General features: G+C 42.5%; 15 protein-coding genes. 6 read left to right on the forward strand and 9 right to left on the reverse strand.

Annotated features, from left to right (window positions below):
• Nucleotides 1-16 precede the first annotated feature (16 nt).
• From wecB to Q0779_RS17305, 6 genes are read right to left on the reverse strand one after another with little or no spacing between them, the layout of a single operon-like run.
• Nucleotides 17-1,198, reverse strand: coding sequence for a non-hydrolyzing UDP-N-acetylglucosamine 2-epimerase (wecB, locus tag Q0779_RS17280; protein WP_298774455.1), 1,182 nt, complete (start codon nucleotides 1,196-1,198; stop codon nucleotides 17-19).
• A gap of 19 nt (nucleotides 1,199-1,217) precedes the next feature.
• A complete protein-coding gene (locus tag Q0779_RS17285) occupies nucleotides 1,218-2,192 on the reverse strand; it encodes a glycosyltransferase (protein WP_298774457.1) in 975 nt (324 codons plus the stop codon).
• A 12-nt stretch (nucleotides 2,193-2,204) separates the two neighbouring features.
• The gene (locus Q0779_RS17290; RefSeq protein WP_298774458.1) at nucleotides 2,205-3,944 is read right to left on the reverse strand and encodes a polysaccharide biosynthesis/export family protein; all 1,740 of its coding nucleotides are present in this window, start codon (nucleotides 3,942-3,944) and stop codon (nucleotides 2,205-2,207) included.
• Nucleotides 3,941-5,146, reverse strand: a complete 1,206-nt coding sequence (locus Q0779_RS17295; protein ID WP_298774459.1) for a lipopolysaccharide biosynthesis protein — start codon at nucleotides 5,144-5,146, stop codon at nucleotides 3,941-3,943. The genes Q0779_RS17290 and Q0779_RS17295 overlap by 4 nt, the downstream gene beginning before the upstream one ends.
• Before the next feature lie 11 nt (nucleotides 5,147-5,157).
• Nucleotides 5,158-5,823, reverse strand: coding sequence for an ABC transporter ATP-binding protein (locus Q0779_RS17300; RefSeq protein ID WP_298774461.1), 666 nt, complete (start codon nucleotides 5,821-5,823; stop codon nucleotides 5,158-5,160).
• A gap of 6 nt (nucleotides 5,824-5,829) precedes the next feature.
• A complete protein-coding gene (locus Q0779_RS17305) occupies nucleotides 5,830-6,618 on the reverse strand; it encodes an ABC transporter permease (protein ID WP_298774462.1) in 789 nt (262 codons plus the stop codon).
• A gap of 944 nt (nucleotides 6,619-7,562) precedes the next feature.
• On the opposite strand from Q0779_RS17305, the gene Q0779_RS17310 reads away from it, so the two are divergent.
• Nucleotides 7,563-8,837 (forward strand): CinA family nicotinamide mononucleotide deamidase-related protein, encoded by a 1,275-nt coding sequence (locus Q0779_RS17310; RefSeq protein ID WP_298774464.1) that lies wholly within the window; start codon nucleotides 7,563-7,565, stop codon nucleotides 8,835-8,837.
• Nucleotides 8,838-8,949: 112 nt separating this feature from the next.
• On the opposite strand, the gene Q0779_RS17315 is transcribed toward Q0779_RS17310, so the two are convergent.
• The 3 genes from Q0779_RS17315 to argE form a co-directional block, all read right to left on the reverse strand.
• Entirely contained in the window at nucleotides 8,950-9,459 is a 510-nt protein-coding gene (locus tag Q0779_RS17315) for a DUF1439 domain-containing protein (protein WP_298774465.1), read from the reverse strand.
• Between the two features lie 149 nt (nucleotides 9,460-9,608).
• Nucleotides 9,609-12,245: a phosphoenolpyruvate carboxylase gene (ppc, locus tag Q0779_RS17320; protein ID WP_298774466.1), complete on the reverse strand. Its 2,637-nt coding sequence runs from the start codon at nucleotides 12,243-12,245 to the stop codon at nucleotides 9,609-9,611.
• Nucleotides 12,246-12,610: 365 nt separating this feature from the next.
• Complete coding sequence (argE, locus tag Q0779_RS17325) at nucleotides 12,611-13,762, reverse strand: acetylornithine deacetylase (protein WP_298774468.1); 1,152 nt, start codon at nucleotides 13,760-13,762, stop codon at nucleotides 12,611-12,613.
• Nucleotides 13,763-14,031: 269 nt separating this feature from the next.
• Between argE and argC the strand changes: the two genes are divergently transcribed.
• From argC to argH, 5 genes are all read left to right on the forward strand, one after another.
• Nucleotides 14,032-15,012, forward strand: a complete 981-nt coding sequence (gene argC / locus Q0779_RS17330; RefSeq protein WP_298774470.1) for an N-acetyl-gamma-glutamyl-phosphate reductase — start codon at nucleotides 14,032-14,034, stop codon at nucleotides 15,010-15,012.
• Nucleotides 15,013-15,059: 47 nt separating this feature from the next.
• The gene (argB, locus tag Q0779_RS17335; protein ID WP_298774500.1) at nucleotides 15,060-15,845 is read left to right on the forward strand and encodes an acetylglutamate kinase; all 786 of its coding nucleotides are present in this window, start codon (nucleotides 15,060-15,062) and stop codon (nucleotides 15,843-15,845) included.
• 29 nt (nucleotides 15,846-15,874) lie between these two features.
• Nucleotides 15,875-16,780 carry an ornithine carbamoyltransferase gene (locus Q0779_RS17340; protein ID WP_298774471.1) on the forward strand — a complete coding sequence of 302 codons (906 nt, stop codon included), beginning with the start codon at nucleotides 15,875-15,877 and terminating at the stop codon, nucleotides 16,778-16,780.
• Between the two features lie 40 nt (nucleotides 16,781-16,820).
• On the forward strand, nucleotides 16,821-18,044 hold the full coding sequence (locus tag Q0779_RS17345) for an argininosuccinate synthase (protein WP_298774472.1): 1,224 nt from the start codon (nucleotides 16,821-16,823) through the stop codon (nucleotides 18,042-18,044).
• 81 nt (nucleotides 18,045-18,125) lie between these two features.
• Nucleotides 18,126-19,487 carry an argininosuccinate lyase gene (argH, locus tag Q0779_RS17350; protein WP_298774474.1) on the forward strand — a complete coding sequence of 454 codons (1,362 nt, stop codon included), beginning with the start codon at nucleotides 18,126-18,128 and terminating at the stop codon, nucleotides 19,485-19,487.
• Nucleotides 19,488-19,557 lie beyond the last annotated feature (70 nt).

A 19,557-nucleotide genomic window follows, 5' to 3' on the forward strand; every position in this document is an offset into this window, starting at 1 on the left:
TTATTGCCCATGATGGCTAGGCTGCTGACATTGACATATCAATTTGCAAACTAAGGGCATTATTTGAATCTAATACTGCGTTGACAATACGTTGGCTGGTGTTGCCATCACCATAAGGGTTACTTGCATGGCTCATGACTTGATATGCGAGTTCATCGTCTAATAATCGATTGGTTTCATATATAATGGTTTTATCGCAAGTGCCAACGAGTCTCACTGTACCCGCTTTGACTGCTGCTGGGCGCTCTGTGGTGTCACGCATACACAGCACTGGAATACCTAAAGTAGGCGCTTCTTCTTGTATACCGCCAGAGTCGGTCAATATGATGTGGCTTTGTTTCATAAGATAAATAAAAGGCAGATAATCTTGAGGGGCAATTAAAAAGACATTATCAAGAGCGGATAAATTTCGCTTGACGGGCTCTTGAACATTGGGATTAAGGTGTACAGGATACACAATTTGTACATCATTTCGCTTAGCAAGTGTGGCTAATGCTTTGCAGATACGTTCAAATCCTTCACCGTGATTTTCTCGTCTATGACCAGTGACGAGAATGAGCTTTTTATCTTGTTTTAAGAAGGGAAATTGATTGGCGAGTGTCTTTTGCATTTGGCTATCATTATCGATACGTTTATTCACTTCAATGAGTGCATCGATGACAGAATTGCCAGTGACGAAAATGCTTTCAGGTGCTGTATTTTCTAAAATCAAGTTTTTAAGTGAACTCACCGTTGGCGTATAATGTTGATCTGCAATACTACCGGTCAGCATGCGCATGCCTTCTTCCGGCCACGGTGAATAAATGTTACCCGTGCGTAATCCTGCTTCTACGTGCCCGACAGCCACTTTATGATAATAAGCGGATAGCGTTGCAGCAAAAGAGGTTGCCGTATCACCATGAACGAGGATCCGAGTAGGTTCAAAGGCATTAAAAATAGGTTTAAGGCCTTGTAAAATAGCAGTTGTTATATCGGTTAGATCTTGGCCCGGTTTCATAATATTTAAATCATAATCGGGTATGATTTTAAATAATGCTAATACTTGATCGAGCATTTCTCTATGTTGTCCAGTCACACAAACTTTAATATCAACATCTGGTCTTTTTTTAAAGGCTGTAACAATAGGCGCCATTTTTATTGCTTCAGGGCGAGTGCCGAAAACAATTAAAATCCGTTTTTTATTATTAATGATTGTCATTTTTTATCCTTATGGTGACTTAGGCCAGTGTTTTTATTATTTGGTCCAATCTGTGTTGCCAAGTGTGACTGTCGAGCACAATTTGTTGAATATTGATGGCATCTTGATGGCGAAGTTCATGATCCTTTAGGTACTCATTGCAAATTACTGATGCTAATTTTGCATCGTGAATTTGAGGAATATATGACCCAAAAATAGCGTCAATAGCGACTGAGGGGCTACTTAACATTGGACTTGCGCATGCCGCTAATTCAAATACTCGTCTCGATAACATGGTTTTGGATGATTGAACGGTGTTGAAATTCAGATATAAATGATATTGCTTATATAAGTTATGAATGTCTTTAGCTGGGATCCCAGGTTGGCAATATTTTCTAAAGGCCAATGGAAAGCTGCAGGGTGTTTCGTTTTGCCAAAATCGATCAAAGATAATCAGGTTTTGATCTTCAATCTCGCTTAGTATTTTTTTTTGTTCTTCACTTCGACTTTTTAGTTCATTTCCATAATATCCACCTAAAAAAGCGAGATTGGCTAATCTTTTTTGTGCTTTTCTTGAATGATGTATTTGGGGTTGAGCGGCAAACATGAGTACATCAATATGTTTAAAATTTGCGTTCAGCGATAAATAGTGGGGAATACAATGAATATCTGTTGTATAGATGTACTCAAATAATTGTGCCGTGTGTGAAAAGCGATCAAAGTGTATTGGATCTTCTTTATTCCAAAATACGGTTGGAATTGATCTTTTTTTACAATATGAGACTAATTTTTCCAGAGATTTATCATGAATATTAATATCTAAATCAACGATTTTTCTGCGCCAGCGATTATGGTGTCCTCTCCAAGCTGATTCAACGAGTAAAAAATCGGGTTTATAGCGATTGATATTCCATAACCAGTTTCTTGGGGTTAAATGAATCAATTGTGCGTCAAATGACAAGCCTAATGTGGTGGCTTCATCGACAATAACGGCTATTTTAAGTTTTCGGCGCATAATAGGGACTTCTTATATCGCCAAGACCACGGCTGCCGACATGGCGATTTGGAAAATAATTTGAGTGATGTCTTTGGCAAATTGAAAGCCTTTTTCATCGGGTTTGGATAACACAAAAATTTCATCGCCGGGGCCGATGAGGGTAATGTCATCAAGAGAGTCATTGACGGTTATAAAGCTGCCATTGGGTTTCATGATGAGCACATTCATGTCATCAATGTCTCGATGACTGCCGCCCGCCTTGTTGATGAAGGCTTCAGCATCCAGTTTAGGGTTATAGGCGATGGCGGTGGGGAACATGACTTCACCGTGGATGATCACTAAGTTACGTTTGGCTGGGATCACCACGCGATCTCCTTGCTGTAAAATGATTTGGCTAACATCCTTATTATCATTTAATAATACTTGGCCTTTAGGGGTCACTTTGCGAGCCTTGTCTATCCATTGCAAAATGATTTTTGCTTCGGCGGCCCGCAGCTCTGCGGCCTCTTTAGTATCAGAACGTTTAGTGAGCACGCTTTGCTCAAGGGAAGACAATGAGGCTTGCAGCATGTCATATTGTCTTTTGGCCACAGAAGGGCGGTAAAGTTGAACTGCCGCCCTATTGGATAAGGATGTAAATTGCGTATTGTCGAGTAAATCGCTAAGACTGGATCCCCAAGGTAGGACTGTTTCTTGGGCAGAGTTATGTTCGCCAATCACATCGACGCTGATGGTTTGGGCTCTGAGTTGTGAGCTGATTTTAATCAAGGCACCGGGATTGACGTTGACATTGGCTGCTTGAGCGAGAGTATATTGCTTGGCATTCACCGCGCGATTGGCACTAATGGATAAAGCGGGCTGAGCAATCTTGATGGCAGCTGTTTGATTAGTTTCATTAGTTTCATTAGTTTCATTAGTTTCAGTGAATGGCTGAGCGGGTGATGTATTTTGCTCGGCTTCAATCACAGTAATGTGAGTGGCTTGCTCATCAATGACCACGGCCTGTAAGATGCTCTCAAGGGAGGAATGGTCATTGAGTTCATATTGCCCATGGAACCCAATTTCGCCTTCAAGGGTGACTTCCCCTTGTTTGGGGCCGATAAAAATCACATCACCGTCTTGAAATTGCAAGGCGGGCATCTCGCCTTGTTGCAAAAATTGATATAAGTCGATGCGTGCGATTGCTTGATTATTTCGTTTAACTTGAATATTGCGATAACTGCCAATGTCTTGTCGAATACCACCCGCTTGATCGATAAAACGCAGCACGCTGTCGGCACTTTGGCCCGGATACAGACCGGGTTTTACCACCATGCCCGCGAGAAACACTTTGACCTCTTGACTCGACATGAGTGACACATAGACTTCGACATTGGCTTTATAGACTCGTTTAACGCTGTTTAAAATCACTTGGTTTAAATGGCTATTTGTGATCCCAAGGACTTTAATGGGGCCGACTTTAGGAATGAAAATATTGCCTTGGGGATCGACATTGACCTCGGCTTGGTAATCGATAGCGCCCCAAATTTGAATAAGCAGTTTATCCCCTTGAGTGATGACATAATGAGGATTGATGGCCGAAAAGGCAGTTTGGCTAAAGCCGCCTTCAAATAACCAGCTCCCATAGCGTTGGGTTGCGTGAGTATCGCTAATGCTAATGCTGGGGCTGAGCTCGGCAGTGGGATCTTGTTGTAAATTGGCTGACACACTCTGTGTGTATATCATGGATAAACAGAGCATACTCGTTACTATGCGGGAGAGGGCATTCATTCGCGATGTTCCTTGATAATGGCAATAATTAAACGGCCGACTAAATACAGTAATAGGAGTACGACAAACCAGGTCATGATGTTATAGAGGCGTTTGGGATACTGGTTGTCTTGGGCAATTCTAGGGTGTTCAATAATTAATAAGTGTTTTAATTGATTGAAGGCGTCACTTCTCATTTGTTCAAGGGTGATGAGTGACGATTGATACAGATCCGCCGCCAGCGTGGTATTGAGTTCAATGTCTTTAAAACGCAGGCTCACTTTATTCAGTGAGGGTTTGTCTTCTTGCGTGAGTTTTTGTTTCTCTTGGGCTAGTTGTGAAGTGAGAGCCTCAATTTGAAATTGTTTCGCAATAATTTCGCTGGCATCACTTCGCATGTAAGCGTTTAAAGACTTGAGTTCGGCTTGCTTGGCAATAATTTGTGATTCTAATTGATTCATGGCTTCCAGTAAGGAGGCGCTTTGTAGCTCGGGATTAAATAAGCTAAATTCATCTTGAAAAGCAATTAACTTCACTTGTTGCAGCTTTAATTCGTCATAGGCGCGATTGACTTCTTTTTTTGCATATTCTAACTGTTGCTTAGCCATGCTTTCGCCGAGTTGATTAATAAACTGCTCACTGACTTTAAGTAAGGCTTGGGTCGTTGCTAACGCAAATTCAGGTGTAAACGCTTGCACTTCAATGGTTAAAATCTCTGACATTTCATCATAGTTGACGTGAATGTGTTGTTTGAAATAGGCAATGTACTCTTCTTGGCTGCTGCCTTTTGATAAGCGGCTGATGATATCCCAAGTGTGAGCTTGATAATGTTGCTTGAGATTAACTTGCGTATTTAACGCCAGCGCCATTTCGGGTGAGCGAATGTACTCTTGTAAAATAAGTGCATCACGCATGGTGGGTGAGCTGCCCGTGATGGCGGCAAGTCCCATGAGAGGAATGGGGCTCTGACCGGCTTGCTTAACGACAAATTGTGCTTGGCTGACATATCGTGGCGAGGCGATGAGACTAAAATAAACAACGATGAGTAAGGATGCGGCAATCACCAGTGCAAATGACCCCAACTTGGCCCATGTTTGGTATAAGGTTTTTCTTGTGTGTATGTAGGCCTTAGAGTCGGCGAGAAATAATTTGGGATTCCGGCGTAACTTGCGTATTTTTCGTTCCACTTTACTCAGTGGCTGCACTTTTTTTTGAGAAGTCATGGGCATAATCGTTAACTTATATACGTCTTTTGGTATTCATTGATGGCATCATCGAGTGTGTCGAAATACAACAAGCTTTGTTGTTTTATGAGCAGACCCGCCTGACAATGACGTTTGAGTTCGGTTAATGAATGACTCACCATAATGAGTCGAGTTTGATTGAATTTTTCTTTGAGTATGGCTTCACTTTTTCGCCTAAAGTTTGCATCACCAACGGCGCCAAGTTCATCGATGAGCAGCACATCAAAATCAAAGTCAAAGGCCATGGTGAGTCCAAAGGTGATGCGTGAACGCATGCCGCTGGAGTAGTTTTTGACGGGTTCATCGAAAAATGGGCCAATTTCAGCAAAATCTTGCACTCTTTGCTCAATGGGTAAAGTGTGTTTATAGCCGTGTATTCTTGCCACAAAGCGCACATTCTCTCGCGCGCTCATCGAACCTTGTAGTCCGCCTTGCAAGCCTAAAGGCCACGAAATATTAAGCGGCGAATGAATCTTCCCTCGAGTGGGATTATCGGCGCCGCCCATCATACGTATGAGTGTGGACTTGCCCACGCCGTTGGGGCCGAGAACGGCAATATTCTTATGGGTGGGTAAGTCGAGACTCACATTATTAAAGACGAAATGGCGCCCTTGCTTAGTGGCGTAAGATTTAGTGATATTGTCGAAATAAATCATAAGGTGTTAACCAATAAACCGTTGGCGAGATAAGTGAAAGGTGGCTAAGCCGCTACTAAAGCTGAGCAAGGCACTTAAACTTAAATAAGTCCAGCTGCCAACGGGTGAATTATAAGCATGAAAAAAGCATTCTCGGCTCAGCTCAATGGCATGAAAAATCGGATTCCAGTCAAACAGAAACCAATACTGTGGTGGGATCATGACTGCGCAGAAAAAAATGCCCGAGACAAAAAAGAGCGGCCGAGTGATCAGCTGGGTTAATTTTTTACTGTCTGACCAATAGGTGACAGCGGTGCAAAGTAATAAGCCTAATCCAATAGTAAAAATAATCAGTAACAGACTGGCGCTTAGCACGCCCAGTAAGTTATTGGGCCACGCATCAAATCCCAGCCAAGCCATGACGCTAAAAATGAGGCTGTAAACGATTAAAAAGGTCACTAGCTCTATGATAATCCGTGTGATAATCGGATCCATTGCCGTGACTTGCCGATAGCTTAATAATCCTTTATTCGCTTCAATGGCGGCGCTCAGTTGTGTGAGTAATTTACCAAAGAGTTTAAAAGGTAAAATCCCCGTAAAAAGAAACAGGGCGACAGGAATATCGGCGACACTGTTTCGGCCCATTAAGGTGAAGATCAGGCCAAAAATAGCAGCTTGCGCAACGGGCTCTGCGATGGCCCAAAAATAACCCAGTCGATTGCTACCAAAGCGGGTTTTTATTTCGCGCATCAATAGGGCAAAGATCACATCTTTTGTTATTTGCCAGCTGTTACGTTGGGGGCGGATGACGTCCAATTTCAATCCTTGATGAGTTTGAATGAGTTTGATAAATAAGCTTGATAAATAAGGTTGAATGAAAATAGATACCGTGCTTCAGTTTCAATCCTTGATGAGTTTGAATGAGCTTGATAAATAAGTTTGAATGAAGGCCGATACCGTTCTTCAGTTTCAATCCTTGATTTTTTTGAAAAATAAGAGATATCGCGTTTCAGTCTTAATACTTGATTGTCGCTTTAACGTTTTGTGTGAATATGTATGGATCCCTTGATTTTGTTATAGGTATATTTTTTACAGGCATATTTTCTACAGGCATAGCTACCGCACAAAGTTATGGCTCTTTGAATGCCGATGTCATGATTTTTACGAAAATAAAAGTGGGATAAATCAAGGCGCAGCAGGCCAGAGCAGCACTTTATTGAGGCGCTGCTGTATCTACTGAATGCGTTAATGATGTAATCGAGATGGGATGCTAGGCGACCAACTCAATGTCCTTATTTTTACTTCTTGTCCGTTTTTTGTCGCTTTTGTGCTAGTTCTGTGTTGGTGCTGATATAGAAGAATGTCTTTTGGCTAAAAGGCTTATTTTTGCCAAGTAAAGCATGACTTCTAGAGTGGATAGAATAAGTATCCCTCCTGTCTGTGTCAACATTGTGTTTACCTTTGCGTTACACGTTGGGGAACTGTTTTTGAATAAAGACTTTTATTTAACTTATTGTTAAATAAGTTTTTATTTTACTTGTGATTTACTTGTGAATTATTTTTCTGATAATTTACAATGTTTTAATGGCTTATGTCTTACATTGTTAATCTCTATTCTCTGATAGCCACTCAAGTGTTCTGCTTACCTTTTAGGTTTTATCTCAATGTTATTTCCCATGTTAATTTCTTCCGTATATTGAAGTTAGGTGGGGATAGGTATAACTTTGGCATCACCTTTGATGATGCGGGTAAGGAATAGCATGAAACTGGAAATGATTTGTACTGGTGAGGAAGTATTAGCAGGCCAGATTGTTGATACAAATGCGGCGTGGTTCGGTAATGCCATGATGGAGCAAGGGATAGAGTGTGAGCGCCGCGTGACTGTGGGTGACAGGCTTGAAGATTTAGTGGCTGTTTTCCAAGAGCGAAGTGTCGAAGCTGATATCATTTTAGTGAATGGTGGTCTTGGGCCTACCAGTGATGATCTATCTGCTGAGGCCATGGCATTGGCTAAAGGCGTGGACTTAGTGGAAAACATACAGTGGCGACAAAGACTAGAAGACTGGTTCTCTCGCAATAATCGTCCTATGGCCCACAGTAATTTGAAGCAAGCCTTGTTACCGGATACGGCGATTATGATTGATAATCCGGTGGGTACGGCCTGTGGTTTTGCAGTTAAATTAAATCGAGCTTGGTTGTTTTTCACGCCGGGTGTGCCCTTTGAATTTAAACAAATGGTGACTGAGCAATTTATCCCTTTTGTGAGGGATAGATTTGATTTAATGACGCAAGTGGCATTGAAAAAAATGCTGACCCTTGGACAGGGTGAGTCCAGTCTTGCCGATAAATTATCCGACATTAATTTACCCACAGGTGTTACCTTAGGTTACCGCTCCTTTATGCCTTACATTGAGATTAAGTTGTTTGCTCGAGGCGAAGAGGCCATAGCGTTATTACCAAAAATCGAAGCGCAAGTCATTGGGTTACTCGGCAATGCAATTGTGGCACATGGTAAGGTGAGCTTGGCTGAAGAAATTCATTCGACGCTTTTAAATTCGGGGAAAACCTTGAGTATCGCAGAGTCTTGTACCGGTGGCATGATAGCCAGTCAGCTGGTGGACTTTGAAGGAAGCTCAGCTTATTTACATCAAGGATTGGTGACTTACAGTAATGAGTCAAAAGTGAAGGTGCTTAATGTGAAGCCGGAGACCTTGGACGATCATGGTGCGGTCTCGATCCAAGTTGTGGAGGAAATGGCACTAGGCGCCAGAGGTCTTTTAGACAGTGATTATGCCTTAGCCACCAGCGGTGTTGCGGGTCCAAGTGGGGGGACAGAAGATAAACCTGTTGGTACGGTGGCCATTGCGCTTGCCACAAATAAAGGGGTTTATAGTCAAATGATTAAGTTACCTAGACGCTCACGGAGTTTGGTACGCAGTTTAAGTACGGCAGTGGCTTATGATATGTTAAGACGTGAATTGGCTGGCGAAGCTGTGATTGTCGATTATGGCTCTATTGGTCGATTTAGTAAGTAGCAATTTAGTAAGTAATCTGAACTGGGGATAAGAATAAACAGCAGTTTTTATACTGCTGTTTAGTTGTGATTTACGTCAATTTCTCTATGACACTCGTTATTAATAAGTTAGGTTAATCTGTAAAAATCAGTGAGATCTTACCGGGTTTGACTTCAATACGTTTGGTCATTTTGGCTATGATAGCTTGCTTAGTGTCATTAGTATCAAGCACATATACCGGTTGGGTTGATAAAAATTCCGTTAAATAATTCATCAGCTGAGGTGAAAGGGGTTGTATGATTTTTTCAATTTTCTTATTGTCTGTTTTCAGTTCTACTAGCTTTAATTGGTGTAAATAGACGCTGTGTTTTTCAATATCATACCAAGGTTTAGCCTCAAATTTAGCATAAAGCTTGGCATCAAAAGGTTTTAAAGGGTTGTTAATGGTGACATGTGTGGTGGCCGATACGCTCATGGTATCAGGCTTTTCACCGAGCTTCACTTGAATATCTGTGATGCGCATTTCCATGCCTAATAAATCATTACCTTGTTTTTTATCGTAAGTGATTTCTTTAGATAAATAAGACGTTAACTCACTTTCAGTTACGCTATATTGACTGACACAGGCATTTAAAAAAAGCATGAATGGCAGCAAAAATAAAAGAGGGGTCGATATTGATAATTTCAATGTGTGGGCCTATAGACTTGCCGAATGGAATTTTTTAAGCAGTTTATCATTTTCATGACCCTTGCCCAACTCAATAAGTTTGGCAAGGGGATGCTATGACTAAATTAACCTGTGTTACGCATTCCTGCTGCCACGCCAGCAATGGTGAGCATGAGTGCCAGCTCAGCATTACTCGATGGTGCGTCTTGTTTGCGAGTACGGGACAAGAGCTCAGCTTGCAAGAAGTTGAGTGGATCGATATAAGGGTTTCTTAATTCGATAGACTTTCGATTCCAAGGGGTGAGTGTCATCAAATCATCTGATTGAGTTAAGGCCAATATAGACTCGACACCCAGATTTAAACGTTCACGTAAGGTTTTGCCTAAATGGTGCAAATGTGATGGCACTAAATAAGTGTCATAATACTCGGCTAAATTCGGCTCGGCTTTAGCGTAAACCATTTCAAGCATAGAAATGCGGGTCTGAAAGAAAGGCCAGTTTTGCGCCATATCTTGTAATTGCGTCAGCTCGCCTCGTTCCTTGGCCGCATGAATGGCTTCACCTGCGCCTAGCCACCCAGGTAGCATGAGCCGGTTTTGAGACCAAGCAAAAATCCAAGGGATGGCCCGTAGACTTTCTATGCCGCCATCCAATTTCCGCTTGGCAGGGCGGCTCCCTAAAGGCAGTTTACCTAACTCTACTTCAGGTGTGGCAGCGCGGAAGTAATCCACAAAATCAGGCTCTTCTCGTACTATGCCACGATAAGCTAATACTGAATCCTCGGCTAATCTTTGCATGCTTTCACGCCACTCAGGCTTGGGCTCTGGCGGGGGTAATAAGGTGGCTTCCATTACAGCTGACGTATATAGGGCTAAACTTTGTACTGCTAATTTGGGCAGACCAAATTTAAAGCGGATCATCTCACCTTGTTCGGTCACACGCATGCGGCCATCAACAGATCCCGGTGGTTGAGACAAAATAGCATCATGAGCTGGTGCGCCACCTCGACCAACGGTACCGCCTCGTCCATGAAATAAGGTTAATTTTATATTGGCTTGTTCACAAATGGCGACCAATTGTTCTTGAGCATTATATTGGGCCCAAGCGGCTGCCATAACGCCCGCATCTTTGGCTGAATCGGAATAGCCAATCATTATTTCTTGATGACCTTTGGTATAGCCTCGATACCAGTCGTTTGCAAATAGTGCTGTAATACAATCTGCGGCATTGTTTAAATCATCTAATGTTTCAAATAAGGGCACAACACGCATAGGGTGCGGGCAATCCATTTCTTTGAGTAATAATAATACCGTTAGTACATCTGATGCTTGGCTGGCCATTGAGATAACATAAGAGCCAAGTGCTTGCTCAGATTGTTGTGCGATAAGCCGACAAGTATCCAATACTTCAGTGACTTCTGCAGAAGGTTGCCATTGATGAGGGAGCAATGGACGTTTACTGGTTAGTTCGCGTAATAAGAAGGCCTGTTTTTCATCTTCCGTCCAATGATTAAAATCCCCCATACCTAAGTATCGAGTGAGTTCGGCAATCACATCAGCATGACGCTGAGCATCTTGTCTGATATCCAGTCTTAGCATATGAACGCCGAAACAAGCGATGCGACGAAGAATGTCTAAGAGTAAACCATTTGCGATGAGCTTCATGCCGCAATCGGATAAGCTATGATACAAAAGTGTTAATGGTGTTTTTAGATCCTTGTTATGCCAAATAAGCTCGTCAGTATCTAAGGTGCTGATTTGACCATTTAATCTTTGTTCTAAAAAATTTTGTGTGTTTTCTAGCTGAGTTAATAGTGTTTTTAATACATGACGATAAGGCTCTTTGGCATGATGCGTGAAGGCGCTAAGCGCATCATTAGCTTTGGACATAGACAATTCATCGTATAAATTGTCTATGTCTCTGAGATAGAGTTTGACAGCGCAGAGTCTATTTCTGTCTAAGACTTCTTGTGTGACGGTGGCCGTAACAAATGGGTTACCATCTCTGTCTCCGCCCATCCAGCTGGAAAATCGAATAGGGGCAATATCGATAGGCAGTTGCTCACTCGCCCGCTCTTCAACTAATGTATTAAGTTGTCTTAAAAAATCAGGAATGGCTTGCCATAATGAGGTCTCAGCGGTACATAATCCCCAACTGGCTTCATCAACGGGAGTCGGTCTTGTTTCTCTAATTTCATTGGTGTGCCAAATCTGAGAAATTAACTGACGCAGGCGTAAATGATATTGCTTTTTTTGTCTTTCGCTGATCTGTTGGTTTTCTAATTGGCTGAGGGTGTCAACGATAGCGGCATACTTTTGAATGAGTGTGCGTCTTGATATCTCTGTTGGATGAGCCGTTAAGACGAGATCAATGTCGAGGTTTTTCAGGCAATCAAGCATGGATTGATGATCAATATCACTGTCGAGCATATGATTAAGGACTTGCTCAACGGGATCCGGTACACAAACAAGTTCATCGCAATTATGGCTGATGGTATGGAATTGCTCGGCGATATTGGCTAAGTTTAAAAATTGATTAAAGGCTTTAGCAAAGGGAACTAATTCGTCGTCGGGAAGCGCATTAAGCAAGGTAAGCATTTCTTCCCGCGCGCCTTCTTTGCCTTGGCGAGAACTTTTTGCTAAATGACGAATTTGTTCGATTTTATCAAGAAAAGCGTCATCGAGATCCGTGCGTATTGTGTCACCCAGAATTTGCCCTAAAGTGCCTACATTTGACCTTAAGGATGCGTACATATCTACCATAAAAAGACTCCAAGCACGTTAATATAAAATTATCTCAATATAAGGGTCCATTGTTATTATTGTTATTTTCATACCCGTGATACCTGAATCCTGCATCTTTAGGTATCACGGGTATTATTTTCACGACAAAATAATCCGCGAACTCACCACCTTACCCAGAACTTAGGGTCTGGGTCAACATGAGGATGTAGAGTTATTTCGTTAATAGCGTTCTAAATATAGTCTTTTTCTGGTGAATTTGCGGGGTGAATAATCTTGGTGTTAATGGCGCTTTTTATTATCGACATTTCTTGAAATGACAGTGGATAATAAAAAGTGCCGGAGTACGGATTTTAGCCTAGCTTGTCAACATTGATAAATGAGTGTTATTTAATGCATGCATGATAAATAAGGTTTTTTATAAGTTCTTTTGTTCGACTAATATAATCGACATCGAGATATTCATCTGGCTGGTGCGCTTGGTCAATACTGCCAGGTCCAAGCACTAATGTTTGACAGCCTAGCTGTTTAATATAAGGGGCTTCTGTTGCATAGTTTACAACTTCCGCTTGATTATTTGACAATTTTGCAACGATTTGTGTCCATGGATCATCAAGCTTACCGGCAAAAGACTCTGAAGCGGGATAAAGAGGCGCGATTTCTATTGCGCCTGGGTATTGATTGCAAACTGGGGCTAAATATTGAATCACCAACTGCTCAAGTTCTTCTATCGATACACAAGGTGTTGGACGAAGATCAATATGCAAATCACAGCAACCACAGATACGATTGGCTGCATCTCCGCCATGAACATGGCCAAAATTCATGGTGGGATGAGGGACACTGAATGCGGATTCGTGATAATTTTCACTCAAGAATTGCTTTAATTTCAATAGCTGTGAAATCACTAAGTGCATAACCTCTATTGCATTAAGCCCTTTGCTTGGATCGGATGAGTGACCACTTCTTCCTGTTACTCTTATGCCTTGTGTTAAGTGTCCTTTGTGCATATAGACGGGTTTGAGACTAGTGGGTTCACCTATGATGGCATAATCAGGGGCAATTGATTTTGCTTTAGCAAAGGCTTTTGCGCCATTCATCGTTGTTTCTTCATCGGCACTGGCGAGAATATAAATAGGGCGTTTTAATTTATCCAGTGGTACTTCTTTAATTGCTTCAAGGACTAATGCAAAAAAGCCTTTCATGTCACAGGTGCCTAGTCCGTACCAACGATCATTTTTCTCGGTTAAGGTAAAAGGATCTTGACTCCAACGCCCTTCATCAAAGGGCACTGTATCCGTATGGCCGGCAAGCAGCAGGCCACCCGTTCCTTGACCTATTTGCGCGAGGAAATTGTGTTTATCACGAGAATCAGTCACGGCTTGTGTTTGGCATTTAAATCCAGCGTCAGAGAACCAATTACTAAGCAAATCAATGACTTTCTTATTGCTCATGTCGAACTCGGCTTCAAGTGCACTGATAGATGGAGTGGCAATTAACTGGCTAAAGGTGGTCTTAATGTCAGGTAAAGTTAGCATAGTTCATCTCTTTAAAATATATATTCAAATATATTGCATAAATAACTGTCTGTGCTAGTCTAGCACTTAGCTAATATCAGTACCAGATTCGGTGGGCTTATAAATGAGAGTAACCCTATTTCACTTAATGTACAGTATCGAGTCTGTCCTTTACAGTCTTGACGTTCAGTTTCGACGATAATCCTTTCAGCTAGACTGTATATTAGGCGTCTATTGAGCTGACATCCGCCTCATTTTTTATTACATGTTATTTTGAGAAATCATTCATTATGAAAAGCATAGCTATTATCGGCGCGAGTGGTTATACCGGTGCACAAATCACCGCACTGATCCATGAGCAAGCGACCTTGTCACTTCAAGGTTTGTATGTTTCTGAAAACAGTTTGGATAAAGGTAAACCATTGGGTGAACTTTACCCAAATTACAGTCATATACAGCTGCGCTTACAGCCTCTATCTGAGCATGCCAAAGATAAGATTGTGGCAGAATGTGATGCTGTCGTGTTGGCTACCGACCATAAAGTGAGCTTGCATCTGGCAGCATGGTTTTATCAGCAAGGCATAACGGTATTTGATTTAAGTGGCGCTTATCGTTTCAGTGATGTTGCACAATACCCTAAGTGGTATGGTTTTGACCATGAATACCCTGAGGTACTGGCTCAAGCAGTCTACGGCTTAGCAGAGTGGAATCAAGCTCAAATTGAGCAAACAAAGATGATTGCTGTACCAGGCTGTTATCCAACGGCATCACTGACAGCATTGAAACCACTCGCGCAATTAATGACGCAAACACTGCCCGTTATCAATGCGGTGAGTGGCGTTACGGGCGCGGGCCGTAAAGCGCAACTACACACCAGCTTTTGCGAGGTGAGTTTAACGCCTTATGGCGTTCTGGGGCATCGTCATCAACCTGAAATTGCCACCCATTTAGGGCATGAAGTGATTTTTACGCCACATTTAGGGAATTTCAAACGCGGCATTTTAGCCACTATTACGGTGGAATTGAAGGCGGGTACGCAAATTGAAGATATCGAAAAAGCTTATCGTGTTTATGACAGTGCGCCTTTAGTCACTGTCAAACAAAATCAATTTCCTAAAATCGATGATGTTGTGCATACGCCAAATTGCCATCTTGGATGGAAATTTGATGAAAGTAACCATTATCTTGTGGTGTCCAGCGCCATTGATAACTTAATGAAAGGCGCTGCTAGCCAAGCCCTACAGTGCATAAAGATTCATTATAAGCTTTAATGTTATGAGTGAAAGAGAAGTAACCTATGTCAGTAACGAATGTTGAAATGCAATCAGTGAAAAAAACGCCTATGGTCCTTAAAGTGGGCGGCGCATTATTACAATGTGAAATGGGGATGGCCCGTTTAATGGACACGGCTGCCAAGATGATTGCCAATGGGCAGCCTTTAATTATGGTGCACGGTGGTGGTTATTTGGTTGAAGAACAGCTAACGGCCAATGGTATGGTCACTGAAAAACTGGATGGACTGAGAGTGACACCTGAGGAGCAAATGCCTGTGATAGTAGGGGCACTTGCGGGGACATCAAATAAACTTTTACAGGCTGCTGCAATAAAAGCAGGTGTGACGTGTGTGGGCATGAGCCTGAGTGATGCTAATTTAGTGCACGCGAATATCAAAGATGAGCGCTTAGGTTTAGTGGGAGAAGTGACCCCCAATGATGCCACTTATCTCGATTTCATTTTATCACAAGGCTGGATGCCCATTGTGAGTTCGATTGCAGCCAATGCAAATGGACAGTTATTAAATGTGAATGCCGATCAAGCGGCGACGGTATTGGCAAAATTAGTCTTCGGTGAGTTGGTATTGTTATCTGATGTCTCTGGCGTGCTTGATGGCAAGGGCCAATTAATTGCCAGCTTAAACGAAGCTGACATTATTGAGTTGACGAAACAAGGTGTGATTGAAAAGGGCATGAAAGTGAAAGTGGAAGCCGCCCTTGAAGTGGCCCAAGCAATGGGGCAAGCAGTGCAAATTGCGTCTTGGCGAGATGCGGAGCAATTGATCGCATTAAGTCAAGGTGAGTCAGTTGGCACGCAAATTCAACCATAACACTTTGGAATTGAGTCAAAGGTAAAATAATGAAGCATTTATTATCGATAAAAGAATTGAGCCAGCAGCAGTTAATAGACTTGCTGACTTTGGCAAAAGAGATTAAAGCCAACCCTGCTCAGTATAATCAGTCGCTTGCGGGGAAAAGTGTGGTGATGTTATTTGAAAAGCCCTCATTGAGAACCCGTGTGAGTTTTGATATTGGTATTAATAAATTAGGTGGGCATTGCCTTTATTTAGATCAACAAAATGGGGCGTTAGGCAAGCGGGAACCAGTATCGGATTTTGCAGGCAATATTTCTTGTTGGGCAGATGCCATCGTGGCCAGAACTTTTTCTCACTCAACCATTGAATGTTTAGCTGAACATGGCACTGTGCCTGTGATTAATGCCTTGTCAGATTTGTACCATCCTTGTCAGGGATTAGCGGATTTTCTGACGTTATCAGAAAAGTTTGATGACATCAGTCAAGTGAAATTAGCCTATGTGGGCGATGGTAACAATGTGACTCATTCCTTGATGTATGGGGCGGCCATTTTAGGGGCGAGTTTAACTGTGATGTGCCCACCAGGACAATTTCCTGATGGGCAAGTGGTGTGTGAAGCACAAGCGTTAGCCAAACAACATGGCGGTACGCTCACCTTAACGTCAAATGTTGAGGATATTACTGATCACGATGCAATCTATACCGATACATGGATCTCGATGGGTGAGGATGTTGACTTGGCGGATATTGAGGCTAAGTTTAAGCCTTATCAGGTCAATCAAGCCATGATGGAGAAAGCGGGGGCGCACTACTTTATGCATTGTTTGCCGGCTTATCGTGGCGTGGAAGCCAGCGCGGATGTTGTTGATGGCGAGGGGTCATTGATTTTACAGCAAGCTGAAAATCGTATGCATGCGCAAAATGCTGTGTTAGTGACTTTGCTTGCTTAAAGCAAATATATTGAATAGTAAACCGAATTTAGGAAAGAACATGTCTACAGAAATCCAATCTTCTAGTGTTAAAAAAGTGGTATTAGCGTATTCGGGGGGTCTTGATACCTCTGCGATTATTCCTTGGTTAAAAGAAACCTATGATAATTGTGAAATCGTTGCCTTTTGTGCTGATGTGGGTCAAGGCGAAGAAGAACTTGAAGGCTTGACTGAAAAAGCGTTAGCTTCCGGTGCGTCTGAATGCCACATTGTGGACCTAAAAGAAGAGCTGGTGGCTGATTATATTTATCCGACCATTGCGACAGGTGCGATTTATGAAGGCACTTACTTGTTAGGAACGTCAATGGCGAGACCGATTATTGCCAAAGCACAAGTAGAAGTGGCACGTAAAGTGGGCGCGGATGCTGTATGTCATGGTTGTACAGGTAAAGGTAATGATCAGGTTCGCTTTGAAGGTTGTTTTGCTGCGCTTGCTCCAGATTTAAAAGTGATTGCGCCTTGGCGTGAATGGTCGATGGTGAGCCGTGAAGATTTATTAGATTATCTTGCCGAGCGTAATATTCAAACCACTGCGTCGGCGACAAAAATTTATAGCCGTGATGCCAATGCTTGGCATATTTCTCATGAAGGTGGTGAGTTAGAAGATCCATGGAATGAGCCCACAAAAGAGGTTTGGACTATGACGGTGGCGCCAGAAGATGCGCCTAATGAGCCTGAATATGTTTCTCTTAAGGTTGAGCAAGGTCGGATCACAACAGTAAATGATGAGGCGTTAAGCCCGTATGCCGCATTGGTGAAATTAAATAACATTGCGGGTGCTCATGGCGTGGGTCGTATCGATATTACCGAAAACAGATTAGTGGGCATGAAGTCACGTGGCTGTTATGAAACGCCAGGTGGCACTGTGATGTTTGCCGCATTGAGAGCCATTGAAGAATTAGTGCTTGATAAAACCAGTCGTGAATGGCGTGAGCAAGTGGGCGCACAAATGGCACACCTTGTTTATGATGGTCGTTGGTTTACCCCTTTGTGTGAGTCGTTATTAGCGGCGTCTGAGTCATTAGCACAATTAGTTAATGGTGAAGTGGTGATTAAACTGTATAAAGGTCAAGCTCAAGCCGTGAAAAAGCGCTCGCCGAATAGCCTTTACTCTGAAGAGTTTGCCACCTTTGGTGCAGATGATGTTTACGATCAAAAAGATGCAGAGGGCTTTATTCGTTTGTATTCTTTATCAAGTCGGATCAGAGCATTACAAACTAAATAGGTCAGTGTGCTTGAGTTTATTTAGACTCAAGCGTAAAGGTTATTGCGCAGTGAGTGAAAAAGATTAATAGAGGGCGTTGTCATGGCATTATGGGGTGGAAGATTTAGTCAAGAAAGTAGTGCGTTATTTAAACTGTTTAATGACTCACTACCTGTCGACTATCGATTAATTGAGCAAGATATTGTTGGCTCGATTGCCTGGGCTAGCGCCATTAATCAGGTTGGCGTGATCACCACACAAGAATGTGAACAATTACAACAGGCATTGAATGAACTTCTTGAAGAAGTGGGTGATAAGCCTGAGTTGATTGTGCAATCGGATGCGGAAGATATTCACAGTTTTGTTGAACAAGCATTGATTGAAAAAGTGGGCGATTTAGGCAAAAAGCTACATACGGGTCGTTCGCGAAATGATCAGGTGGCAACGGATCTCAAGCTCTGGTGTAAAAAAGAAGGTCAGCGATTACTGGCGCTGTTAGCACAATTACGCGTTGAACTTATTTCCCTTGCAGAGCGCGAACTGGATGCGGTGATGCCGGGTTATACTCATTTACAACGCGCACAGCCTGTGACATTTGGCCATTGGTGTTTAGCGTATGTGGAAATGTTTGAACGGGATATTAGCCGTTTAGAAGATGCCTTAAAGCGTGCCGATACCTGTCCGTTAGGCTCTGGCGCGTTGGCGGGTACCGCTTATCCAATGGATAGAGTCAAACTCGCAGCCGCCCTTGGTTTTGCGTCTCCTACGCTTAACAGCTTAGACACAGTGTCAGATAGAGATCACGTGGTCGAAATTTGTAGTGATGCCAGTATCAGCATGATGCATTTAAGCCGTATGGCGGAAGATCTGATTTTCTTTAATAGTGGTGAAGCAAACTTTATTGAGTTAGACGATCAGGTCACTTCCGGCTCTTCTTTGATGCCGCAAAAGAAAAACCCCGATGCGCTTGAGCTTATTCGTGGTAAAACGGGCCGTGTTTATGGCAGTTTAATGGGGATTTTAACCACCATGAAAGCATTGCCACTGGCTTATAATAAAGACATGCAAGAAGACAAAGAAGGCCTATTTGATGTCATGGATTCTTGGTCAATTTGTCTTGAAATGGCGGCGTTAGTGCTTAATGGTTTGAGCGTTAATCGTGAGAGAAGTTTGCAGGCGGCTCAGCAAGGCTACGCCAATTCTACTGAACTGGCAGATTATTTAGTGGCTAAAGGCATGCCTTTTAGAGAGGCACACCATGTGGTGGGAGAAGTCGTGGTTGCTGCAATCGCAAAGCAGCAACCTTTAGAAGATTTTCCATTAGCTGAGTTACAAGGCTTTAGCGATATCATTAGTGATGACGTGTATGCCTGCTTAACGATTGAGTCCTGCTTAGCTAAGCGTGAGGCTTTAGGCGGTACGTCAATTGAACAAGTCACTCAAGCAATAGCCAGTAAAAAATAGCGATAAGAGTGTATTTTTCATAAAAAGGCGCAGCTTTTAAAAGCTGCGCCTTTTTTATTGCTAATTCGAC

The sequence above is a fragment of the uncultured Shewanella sp. genome (genome assembly GCF_947491715.1).
In the GTDB taxonomy this organism is placed as follows: domain Bacteria; phylum Pseudomonadota; class Gammaproteobacteria; order Enterobacterales; family Shewanellaceae; genus Shewanella.

Coding starts and splice junctions, on each gene's coding strand:
- Q0779_RS17300 (WP_298774461.1), bottom strand. CDS start 5,823: ATGATTTATTTCGACAATATCACTAAATCTTACGCCACTAAGCAAGGG.
- Q0779_RS17285 (WP_298774457.1), bottom strand. CDS start 2,192: ATGCGCCGAAAACTTAAAATAGCCGTTATTGTCGATGAAGCCACCACA.
- Q0779_RS17345 (WP_298774472.1), top strand. CDS start 16,821: ATGTCTACAGAAATCCAATCTTCTAGTGTTAAAAAAGTGGTATTAGCG.
- Q0779_RS17290 (WP_298774458.1), bottom strand. CDS start 3,944: ATGAATGCCCTCTCCCGCATAGTAACGAGTATGCTCTGTTTATCCATG.
- wecB (WP_298774455.1), bottom strand. CDS start 1,198: ATGACAATCATTAATAATAAAAAACGGATTTTAATTGTTTTCGGCACT.
- Q0779_RS17310 (WP_298774464.1), top strand. CDS start 7,563: ATGAAACTGGAAATGATTTGTACTGGTGAGGAAGTATTAGCAGGCCAG.
- ppc (WP_298774466.1), bottom strand. CDS start 12,245: ATGGTAGATATGTACGCATCCTTAAGGTCAAATGTAGGCACTTTAGGG.
- argH (WP_298774474.1), top strand. CDS start 18,126: ATGGCATTATGGGGTGGAAGATTTAGTCAAGAAAGTAGTGCGTTATTT.
- argB (WP_298774500.1), top strand. CDS start 15,060: ATGCAATCAGTGAAAAAAACGCCTATGGTCCTTAAAGTGGGCGGCGCA.
- Q0779_RS17340 (WP_298774471.1), top strand. CDS start 15,875: ATGAAGCATTTATTATCGATAAAAGAATTGAGCCAGCAGCAGTTAATA.
- Q0779_RS17315 (WP_298774465.1), bottom strand. CDS start 9,459: ATGCTTTTTTTAAATGCCTGTGTCAGTCAATATAGCGTAACTGAAAGT.
- argC (WP_298774470.1), top strand. CDS start 14,032: ATGAAAAGCATAGCTATTATCGGCGCGAGTGGTTATACCGGTGCACAA.
- argE (WP_298774468.1), bottom strand. CDS start 13,762: ATGCTAACTTTACCTGACATTAAGACCACCTTTAGCCAGTTAATTGCC.
- Q0779_RS17295 (WP_298774459.1), bottom strand. CDS start 5,146: ATGACTTCTCAAAAAAAAGTGCAGCCACTGAGTAAAGTGGAACGAAAA.